Raw genomic sequence first — 9,748 nt, 5'->3', positions numbered from 1 at the left:
GAGTTCGCGGTCGAAGCGAAGAAGCTGCTCGAGGTGTCGCTCGAAGGAGCGGTCGGATGAGACGCCTCGCTGTCGTCTTCTTCGCCACCGTGAGCGTCGCGGCGCATGCTGCGGGCGCAGGCGACGTGCGCTACGTGCCGGCGATCCGTGGGCGCCTCGTCGGCGTGCAGGCGTATCCGCCGACCAATGTCTGCCTGCGCCACAGCGGTTCGGAATCCACCCAGTGCGCCTACACCGACATGGACGGGCGTTTCCGCATCCCGTCGTTCGGCGGGGTGCATCCGGAGCGGGCCGGGAACGGCGATGCGCGCCCGCCCGCCTACGCCGACTACTGGCTCGAACTCGGCACGCGTACGAAAGCCACCACGCGCCTGCGCAGGGTCGAACTCGTCGACGACGGGCGTGCCGTGCTCCATCTGGAATGCGACCTCGCGCGCAAGGCGCCGGCGGAACCCTGCACGACGGGGAATCCCGGATGAATGCCGCGCGATTCCAGCGCATACGCCGGGCGCCGCCGTGCGGCGCACCGGCGCCCGGCTCCGTGCTGCCGCGCCGTGACGGCTCAAGAAGACATCAGGAAATCCGATGCTGAAGATCCACGACCTCCACGTCCGCATCGCGGGCAAGGAAATCCTCAAGGGCCTCACGCTCGAGGTCGCCGCGGGCGAAGTGCACGCGATCATGGGGCCGAACGGCGCCGGCAAGTCGACGCTCGGCAACGTGCTCGCCGGGCGCGAAGGGTACGAGGTCACCGCAGGCACGATCGAGTACCGCGGCCGCGACCTGCTCGCGCTCGAACCGGAGGAGCGCGCTGCCGAAGGCGTGTTCCTCGCGTTCCAGTACCCGGTGGAGATCCCCGGGGTCAACAACACGTATTTCCTGCGCGCCGCGCTCAACGCACAGCGCAAGCATCGCGGCGAACCCGAACTCGACTCGATGCAGTTCCTCAGGAAGGTGCGCGAGAAGCTCGCGGTGCTGCACCTCAAGGACGAGTTGCTGCATCGCGCCGTCAACGAAGGCTTTTCGGGCGGCGAGAAGAAACGCAACGAGATCTTCCAGCTCGCGCTGCTCGAACCGCGCCTGGCGATCCTCGACGAAACCGATTCCGGCCTCGACATCGATGCGCTGCGCATGGTCGCCGACGGCGTCAATGCGATGCGCGATCCGGCGCGTGCGTTCCTCGTCGTCACGCACTACCAGCGCCTGCTCGAGTACATCGTGCCGGATGTCGTGCACGTGCTCGCCGACGGGCGCATCGTCGAGAGTGGCGACAGGTCGCTAGCGCTCAAGCTCGAAGAGCATGGCTATGCGTGGATCGCCGGGCGCCAGGCACCCGTGCGCGAAGACGCGGGTGTGGCCGGATGAGTGCGCTGCTCGATTCACTGCTCGGCGAGCGCGCGGCGCCGCCTGCGCTCGCCGCTGTGCGTGATGCCGCCACCGCGGCGCTGCGCGCGCGCGGCCTGCCCGGACCGCGCGACGAAGCGTGGAAGTACACGAGCCTGCGCGCACTCGAACAGCGCCGCTACGCCGATGGTGATCGCGGCGCGCGCACGCGTGCGGTCGACGTCGGCTTCCTGCCCGGGCCGTTCGCGGCGCGACTTGTGTTCGTCAACGGCATCCATCGCGAGGATCTGTCCAGCGCCGATGCCGTCGCCGGACTCGCGATCGAGCGCCTCGGCGCGCGGCCCGAAGAACTCGCCGCGCTGCTGCGTTCGCCGCCGCCGGTCGATGCGTTCGGCGAACTCAACGCCGCGCTCGCGCTCGACGGCGTGCGCCTGCGCGTCGCCGCCGGCGCGCGCATCGAGGCGCCGGTGCAGATCGTCCATGTCGGCACGCCGGCGGACAGCGACGTCGCCTGGAGCCTGCGCGTGCAGGTCGAGCTCGGCGAGGGCGCGCGGCTGCGCGTGGTCGAGCACCACCTCGGCGGCGCACCGAATGCGAATTTCGCGAGCATCGTCGCGGCCTACCGCGTGGGTGCGGGCGCCCGCCTCGAACTCGTCGAGGTCCAGGACGCCGCGGACGGCAGCACCCTCGTGCGTCGCAGCGAGGCCGTGCTCGACGCGGATGCGACGTTCGACCTGCATACGATCGAAGCCGGTGCGCAGCTCGTGCGACACGATCTCGTCGTGGGCCTCGAAGGTCGCGGCGCTCGCTTCCGTTCGCGCGGCGTGTTCGCACTGCGCGGCCGACAGCACGTCGACACGCATCTGGAGGTCACCAACGTCGCGCGCGACACCGCCTGCGACATCTCCTGGCGCGGCGTCGCCGACCAGCGCTCGCGCGGGGTGTTCCACGGCGCGATCACGGTCGCCGCGGGCGCCGACGGCGCCGACGCGCAGCTCGCCAACAAGAACCTGCTGCTGTCCGCGCAGGCGGAGATCGACACCCAACCCGTGCTCGAGATCCATGCCGACGAGGTCAAGGCCGCGCACGGCGCGACCGTCGGCCAGCTCGACGAGCGCGCGCTGTTCTACCTGCGCTCGCGCGGCCTGCCGCTCGATCTCGCCCGCCGCGTGCTCGTCGCGGCCTTCTGCGGGGCGGTGCTCGACGGCCTCGAGCCGGCCCTGCGGGCACATGTCGACGCATTGCTCGCGGCACGCCTGCCGCAGGCGGAGGCCCTCGCATGAGCCGGCAGCAAGGCGTCGGGCTCGACGTGACGCGCGTGCGCGAAGACTTCCCACTGCTCGCCCGTTCGGTGCACGGCAAACCGCTCGTCTATTTCGACAGCGCGAACACCGCACAGAAGCCGCGCGTGGTGATCGATGCGGTCGATCGCTACTACCGCGAGTTCAACGCCAATGTCTCGCGCGCGGTGCACCAGCTCGGCGAGGAGGCGACGGCGGCGTACGAAGCCGCGCGCGACAAGCTCGCGCGCTTCCTCGGCGCGCCTTCGCGCGAGGAGATCGTGCTGACCAGCGGCACGACCCAGGCGATCAACCTCGTCGCGTACAGCTTTGCGTTGCCGCGCCTGCAACCCGGTGACGAAATCCTCGTGACCACGATGGAGCACCACGCGAACATCGTGCCGTGGCAGCTCGTCTGCGAGCGCACCGGCGCACGGCTCAAGGTCGCGCCGATCGACGCGCGCGGCGAGCTGCTCGTCGACCGCTTCGTCGAGGCGCTCACGCCGTCGGTCAAGCTCGCCGCGGTGGCGCACGTGTCGAACGTGCTCGGCACGATCAACCCGGTGGCCGAACTCGCGCGGGCGACGCGCAAGCGCGGCATCCCGCTGCTCGTCGACGGCTCGCAGGCCGCGCCGCACCTCCCGGTCGACCTGCGCACGCTCGGCTGCGACTTCTACGCGATGACCGGGCACAAGCTGTTCGGTCCGACCGGCACGGGCGCGCTGTGGGCGCGGCGCGAGATCCTGCGCGAGATGCCGCCGTTTTTCGGCGGCGGCGAGATGATCCGGGAAGTGCGCTTCGAGGGCACGACCTTCGCCGACCCGCCGCATCGCTTCGAAGCAGGCACGCCGAACATCGCCGGCTTCGTCGGCCTCGGCGCCGCGATCGACTACTTCGGCGGCCTCGGGCACGCGGCGCTCGGCGCCCACGAGCAGGCGTTGCTCGCCCATCTGACCGAGGCGTTGCGCGCGGTGCCCGGCGTGCGCTTGTTCGGCGAGGCGGCGATGAAGGTGCCGGTCGTGTCGTTCCTGGTCGAGGGCGCGCATGCGCACGACCTCGCGACCCTGCTCGACCACGAAGGCATCGCGGTGCGTTCGGGCCATCATTGCGCGCACCCGCTGATGCAGTTCTTCGGCGTGCCGGCGACGCTGCGCGCCTCGCTCGCGTTCTACAACACGCACGAGGAGATCGAGCGCTTCGTCGCCGCGCTCGCGCGCGTGCGCACGCTGCTCGCCTGACCCATGAACGAGGCCGGCACGCTGTATCCGCAGCTCGTGCTCGAGCACCGGCGCAATCCGCGCAACCGCGGGCGGCTGGAAGGGTGCACCCACGCGGCCGACGGCGCGAACCCCCTGTGCGGCGACCGCCTGCGCATCGAGCTGCTGTGCTCCGACGCGCGCATCGCCCGGTTGCGACATTCGGGCGAGGCCTGCGCCGTCACCGTCGCGACCGCATCGATGCTCGGTGCACTCGTCGAGGGCCTCGATGCCGCGGGGGTCGATGCGCTCGCCGATCGATTCGCCGCCTACGTCGAGGGGCGCGGCGACGCGGCTGGCCTCGGGCCGCTCGCGGCGATGGCCGGCTTGCAGCAGCATCCCTCGCGTCGAAAATGCGCGCTGCTGCCTTTCGCCACGCTGCGAGCCGCCTTGGCCGGATCGACCGGCGTGACCACCGAAACGGAGACGCCGATGCACGCCAGCACCGCCACCGCGCCGCTCACCTTCCGCGCCGCGACTGCCGTCGACGTCGACGCGATCGTCGATCTCGTGCAGTCGGCCTATCGCGGCGAAGGCAGCAAGCAGGGTTGGACCACCGAAGCGGACATGCTCGACGGCCAGCGCACCGACGCGGCCGCTGTCGCCGCGCTGATCGATGCGCCGCACAGCAGGGTCCTGCTCGCCGAATCGGCCGACGGCCTGCTCGCCTGCGCGCACGTCGAACGGCAAGGCGACGCGACCTATTTCGGCATGTTCTCGGTTCGCCCGCAGCTGCAGGGGGGCGGCGTCGGCCGCGCGCTGCTCGCCGAGGCGGAACGCACCCCGCGCGAGGAGTGGGGCTGCCGCGAAATGCAGATGACCGTGATCTCGATCCGCGACGAACTCATCGCCTGGTACGAGCGCCGCGGCTACCATCGCACCGGCCGGTACAAGCCGTTCCCGTACGGCGACGAGCGCTTCGGCATCCCCAAGCGCGACGACTTGCGCTTCGAACTGCTGGTGAAGGCTCTGCAGGCAGGCGCAAGCAAATAGACGGCAAGCGCTTTCGGTCTTTCTTGAGTTTCAGCCTCGATGGCTCGTTGGAGATCGGTGATGAAGTGGGTGCGCGTCTGCACGACGGCCGAACTGTTGCCCGGCGAATACCGGGTCGTGTGGGACGGCGATACGCCGATCGCGGTGTTCAATCTCGACGGCGACTACTACGCGATCGAGGACGTTTGCACGCACGACGGCGGCGAACTCACCGGCGGCGTCATCGAAGGGCGCGAGATCGAATGCCCGCGCCACGGTGCGCGCTTCGACATCACGAGCGGCGCCGTGCTCTGCCCCCCGGCCTACGAACCCGCCGCGAAGTTCCCGGTCAAGATCGAAGGCGGCGCCGTCTGGACCCGCGACGACCGCGACTGATCTCGGCGAAGAGCAGAGCTCGAAACACGGAGCACACCGAGCACACCGAGCGCGGCAAAGGGACATCACGTTGTGCTCCTCGGTGTTCTGCGTGTTTCAGGCTCCTGCTGGGCTTCCCACGTGATCAGGTGCGTACCGCAGCGAAGCGGAGCGTCGCGCGTAGGCCCTGGCCGTCTCGGCCGCGACCGAACATGACGACGGCGGCGTGGCTGTCGGCGATGCGGCGGACGATCGCGAGGCCGAGGCCGGAGCCTTCGCGGCGGCTTTCGGGCGGGCGGAAGAAGCGTTCACCCAGGCGTGGCCACCACTCCTCGGCGACGCCTGGGCCGGAGTCCGCGACCGAGAGCGCGACCGTGCGCAGCTCGCATTCGAGCGTCACGGTCACGGTGCCGTGTTCGCCGGCATAGGTCAGCGCGTTGTCGACGAGGTTGACGAGGGCTTCGCGCAGCATGACCGCGTCGCCGGCGACGTCGGCGCCTTGCAACGGGCCTTCGTAGCCGAGGTCGATGCGCGCGGCGAGCGCGTCCGGCACGCGCTCGGCGACGTAGTCGCGGGCGAGGCGGGCGAGATCGACCACGCTCCATTCGGTCCGGTTCTCGCCGGTCTGCGCGCGCGCGAGCGCGAGCAACTGGCCGGCCGCCCGCCCGGCGCCTGCGGACAGGCGTTCGACATGGACCAACGCATCGCGCACGCTGTCGGGGCGCGGGTCGCCGAGCGCACGCTCGGCCTGCAGGCGCAGGCCCGCGAGCGGCGTGCGCAGCTGGTGCGCGGCGTCGGCGATGAAGCGTTCCTGCAGCTCGAGCAGCTCGCGCAGGCGCGCGAGCAGCGCGTCGATCGTCTGCGTGAGCGGACGGATCTCGATCGGTACTTCGCGCTGGTCGAGCGGCGAGAGGTCGCGCGCGCGCCGCTGCGCGAGCTGGTCGACGAGCGGATCGAGCAGGCGCAGGCCGCTCGTGACGCCGAACCAGACCAGCACCAGCACGAGCGCGATCAGCAGCAGCACGATCGGCAGCGTGCCGACGAGGATTTCGCGCGCGAGCGCGTGGCGCTCGCCCAGGGTTTCGGCGACGGACACGATGATCGTGTCGGTACTGTCCTCGCCGGACAATGCGAGCGACGCGACGCGCAGGGCTCGCCGCTCCATGACGATCGAATCGAGCCGCGGCGGCGCGCCGATCGCTGGCACCGTCGCCGGCACCGGCAGCTCGAGGTTGGATGCGAGCACGCCGTGGCGCAGGCTGCGCACGGAGTAGTAGGTCGGCTCGGCCGACTCGTACTCCATGAGGATGCGCACCTGCGGGCTCAGCTCCTCGTGGCCCGAATCGCTGCGGATCAGCCGTTCGAGCGCGCGCGCGCCGTCGGCGAGGGAGCGGTCGTAGCTGATGTTCGCGTAGTGCAGCGCGAGCACGTAGATGAGCACGCCGCTGCCGAGCCAGGCGAGCGCCATCGGCACGACGAGAATCGTGAGGAGGCGACGACGCAGGCTCGTGGGGCGGGACGGGGTCGTCATCGGCGTCTCATTGCGTGTCCGGCGCCGACGGCCGATCGGGCAGGGCGCGGCCCATCAAGCCGGCCCGTCGCCTGCTTCGAGCAGGTAGCCGAGCCCGCGCACGGTGCGGATGCGCACGCCACTGCCGTCGAGCTTGCGGCGCAGGCGATACACGGCGATGTCGAGCCCGTTGTCGGTGAGCGTGGCGTCCCAGCTGCACAGCGCCTCGATGAGCTGCTCGCGGCTCATGACGCGATCGAGCCGCGAAGCGAGCGCCTCGAGCAGGCCGAACTCGCGCGGGGTGAGTTCTAGCGGCGAGTCGCCGACCTGCGCGCGGCGGCGCGGCAGGTCCAGCCGCATGCGGCCGAGCTGCAGTTCGGGCACGCCCTGGGTCGTGCGCCGGCGCAGCAGCGCGCGTGCGCGCGCCTCGAATTCGCGCAACGCGAACGGTTTGACGAGGGAGTCGTCGGCGCCGAGGTCGAGCGCGCGCACGCGCTCCTCGAGTTCTTCGCGCGCGGTCGCGACGAGCACCGGCACCGCGTCGGCGCGACTGCGCAGGCGGCGCAAGAGCTCGACCCCGTCGACGTCGGGGAGCCCGAGGTCGAGCACGACGAGATCGTAGGGATGATCGTGCAACGCGGCGTCGGCCTGGCGTCCATTGTCGAGCCGATCCACCGCATGGCCGGCACCGGCGAGCGCGGCGCCGATCGCGTCGGCGATCGCGGCATCGTCTTCGATGATCAGGATGCGCATGGCCGCATTCTAGTGGGCGTCGCAGGTGGGGAGGCGTGTGAAGCAAGCGAAAGGCTGAAACGCGAAGAACACCACGAAAAGCAATGGAGATGGACACGAAGTGGGGGACCACGCGCGGGAAAAAGCGTTGCTCGAGCCCTTCTCGGTGGGCTCCGCGTGCTCGGTGCTTCAACTTCGTGCCCTTTCGTGTCGAGGGCTTCCTTCCGTCCTTGTCAGAGGGATGCGGTCAGTCGTAATAATATTGAGAACGATTCGCATTTGTGATCCAATCGGGGCTTTCCTCGGATTGGATCGGAACGTGCGTTCTTCGTTGCTCAAACGCGTGCTGTTTCGGCTGCACTGGATCGCGGGGATCAGCGCAGGCCTCGTGCTGGGCGTGGTGGGGTTCACGGGTGGGCTGCTCGGGCTCGTGCAGCCGGTGCTGGCGTGGCTCACTCCCGGGGTGCAGGTGAGTGCCGAAGGCCGGGAGCTGCAGTCGCCGGATCGCTGGGTCGCCGCTGCACGCGCGGCGATGCCGGGCCATACGGTGCGCGCCATCACCTGGGAAGGGCCGGACCACGCGGTCGGCATGCGCCTCGCGCGCGCGGGCGCGCGGCCCACCGAGGTTGCGCTCGATCCGTACTCCGGCGCGGTGCTGGGCGCCGAGCGTGGCCACGCGTTCTTCGCGACGGCCGAGCAGATCCATCGCAACCTCGCGGCGGGGCCGGTCGGCAAGCAGATCGTCGGTGCGAGCACGGCACTGATGTTCGTGTTTCTGTCCACCGGCATCTACCTGCGCTGGCCGCGCCGCGCGCGTTCGCCGTCGGCATGGCTGCGAATGAACACCGCGGCGAAGGGGCGCGGCTTCTGGTGGCAGCTGCATGCGGTGGTCGGCACCTGGCTGCTGATCCCATACCTGCTTGCGGCAGCGACGGGCCTGTGGTGGTCGTACGATTTTTATCGCAATGCGGTCAACGGCCTCGCGGGCGTGCCCGCACCGCAACGGCGCGCACCCGCCAGCGACGCGCCCCAGGTCGCCTCGCTCGATCCGGCATGGAGTGCATTCCTGCGCGAAGTACCGGATGCGACGCGCGCGAACATCGCGGCGACGACCTCGGCCGACGGCGCGCTCGAGATCCGCTACCAGACTGCGGCGAGCCCGCATGATCGCGCCTGGGACAGCCTCAAGCTCGATCCGGCCGCGGGCGTCGTGCGCAGCCGCGAAGCGTATGCGGACCTGCCGCGAGGCCGCCGTTTCGTGTCCTCGCTGTTTCCGCTGCATTCGGGCAGCTGGTTCGGCGTACCCGGCCGCGTCATTGCCGCAGGTGCGGCGCTCCTCATGCCCCTGTTCGCGCTGAGCGGCTTGTGGATGTGGGTCCTGCGCCGGCGCAACGAAGCGCTGCGCCGCGAGGCCGCGATCGCGCAGCCGTCCCTCGACGCGGGCACGGCCTGAGGCCCTGATCGAACGCGCGCGCCGCTCGGCGCGCGTCGTCAGCGCCTCGATTCACTCCGCAGATCCGTGGCTGTCGTGGTCGTCAGGCGAGATCGGCTTGCGCACGCGACATCGCCTCGACGGACCAGTCACGTCGCGGACCACTCGCGCAGCAGGTTGTGATAGACGTTGGTCAGGCGCAGCACCGCGGCCGCATCGGCGCCGCTGCGCGTGAGCGCCTGGATCGACGTGTCGAGTTCGAACAGCGCCAGCCGGTGGCGGTCTTCGCGCACGAGGCTCTGCACCCAGAAGAACGCCGCGATGCGCGCGCCGCGCGTCACCGGTGCGACGCGGTGCAGGCTGCTCGACGGGTACAGGATCAGGTCGCCGGCCGGCAGCTTCACTTCGTGTTCGCCGTAGGTATCGCTGACGATGAGTTCGCCGCCGTCGTATTCCTCGGGTTCGGCGAGGAACAACGTGCAGGACACGTCGCTGCGCATCTGCGCGCCGCCCGGCAGGGCCATGACCGCGCCGTCGACGTGGAAGCCGTAATGGCCACCGCCCTCGTAACGGTTGAAGCGGGGGTGCAGCGTGCGCAACGGCAGCGCGGCGGCGTGGAAGAGCGGGCTGGCCGCGAGCGCATCGAGCACGACCGCGCCGAGGCGCTGGCGCAGCGGCGAAGCGTCCGGCAACTGCAGGTTGCGCTTCACGCGCGCGCCTTGGTCGCCGACCGTTTCGCGGCCGTCGGTCCATTCGGCACGGTCGAGTTCGGCGCGCAGGTCCGCGAGGCGGGCGGCGTCGAGGACGGCGGGAATATGCAGCAGCATGGGATGGGGTCCACGCGATG

Annotated in this window: 10 protein-coding genes; 7 read left to right on the top strand and 3 right to left on the bottom strand. The window is 70.4% G+C overall.

Going from position 1 to position 9,748, the window contains the following annotated elements; genetic code table 11:
- The first annotated feature begins 56 nt into the window (after nt 1-56).
- From ACTHK2_RS11685 to ACTHK2_RS11660, 6 genes are all read left to right on the top strand, one after another.
- A complete protein-coding gene (locus tag ACTHK2_RS11685) occupies nt 57-479 on the top strand; it encodes a hypothetical protein (protein ID WP_440245887.1) in 423 nt (140 codons plus the stop codon).
- Nucleotides 480-585: 106 nt separating this feature from the next.
- The gene (gene sufC, locus ACTHK2_RS11680) at nt 586-1,365 is read left to right on the top strand and encodes a Fe-S cluster assembly ATPase SufC (protein ID WP_440245886.1); all 780 of its coding nucleotides are present in this window, start codon (nt 586-588) and stop codon (nt 1,363-1,365) included.
- The gene (sufD, locus tag ACTHK2_RS11675) at nt 1,362-2,627 is read left to right on the top strand and encodes a Fe-S cluster assembly protein SufD (protein ID WP_440245885.1); all 1,266 of its coding nucleotides are present in this window, start codon (nt 1,362-1,364) and stop codon (nt 2,625-2,627) included. The genes sufC and sufD overlap by 4 nt, the downstream gene beginning before the upstream one ends.
- Entirely contained in the window at nt 2,624-3,862 is a 1,239-nt protein-coding gene (locus ACTHK2_RS11670) for an aminotransferase class V-fold PLP-dependent enzyme (protein WP_440245884.1), read from the top strand. Before sufD ends, ACTHK2_RS11670 begins: the two co-directional genes overlap by 4 nt.
- Before the next feature lie 3 nt (nt 3,863-3,865).
- On the top strand, nt 3,866-4,873 hold the full coding sequence (gene sufU, locus ACTHK2_RS11665) for a Fe-S cluster assembly sulfur transfer protein SufU (RefSeq protein ID WP_440245883.1): 1,008 nt from the start codon (nt 3,866-3,868) through the stop codon (nt 4,871-4,873).
- Between the two features lie 57 nt (nt 4,874-4,930).
- Nucleotides 4,931-5,248 (top strand): Rieske (2Fe-2S) protein, encoded by a 318-nt coding sequence (locus tag ACTHK2_RS11660; RefSeq protein WP_440245889.1) that lies wholly within the window; start codon nt 4,931-4,933, stop codon nt 5,246-5,248.
- A 124-nt stretch (nt 5,249-5,372) separates the two neighbouring features.
- Here ACTHK2_RS11660 and ACTHK2_RS11655 read toward each other — a convergent pair whose 3' ends face one another.
- Both ACTHK2_RS11655 and ACTHK2_RS11650 read right to left on the bottom strand, forming a co-directional pair.
- Nucleotides 5,373-6,758, bottom strand: coding sequence for a sensor histidine kinase N-terminal domain-containing protein (locus ACTHK2_RS11655; protein ID WP_440245882.1), 1,386 nt, complete (start codon nt 6,756-6,758; stop codon nt 5,373-5,375).
- A 54-nt stretch (nt 6,759-6,812) separates the two neighbouring features.
- The gene (locus ACTHK2_RS11650; protein ID WP_440245881.1) at nt 6,813-7,490 is read right to left on the bottom strand and encodes a response regulator; all 678 of its coding nucleotides are present in this window, start codon (nt 7,488-7,490) and stop codon (nt 6,813-6,815) included.
- A 298-nt stretch (nt 7,491-7,788) separates the two neighbouring features.
- Here ACTHK2_RS11650 and ACTHK2_RS11645 point away from each other — a divergent pair, with 298 nt between their 5' ends.
- Entirely contained in the window at nt 7,789-8,922 is a 1,134-nt protein-coding gene (locus ACTHK2_RS11645) for a PepSY-associated TM helix domain-containing protein (RefSeq protein WP_440245880.1), read from the top strand.
- 128 nt (nt 8,923-9,050) lie between these two features.
- Here the strand turns inward: ACTHK2_RS11645 and ACTHK2_RS11640 are convergent, their stop codons facing one another.
- Nucleotides 9,051-9,728, bottom strand: coding sequence for a Fe2+-dependent dioxygenase (locus ACTHK2_RS11640; RefSeq protein WP_440245879.1), 678 nt, complete (start codon nt 9,726-9,728; stop codon nt 9,051-9,053).
- Nucleotides 9,729-9,748: the final 20 nt, after the last annotated feature.

Origin of the sequence: Dokdonella sp. (assembly GCF_051958935.1) — a bacterium.
Lineage (GTDB): Bacteria > Pseudomonadota > Gammaproteobacteria > Xanthomonadales > Rhodanobacteraceae > Dokdonella_A.
This window is presented reverse-complemented; position numbering and strand designations above follow the sequence as displayed.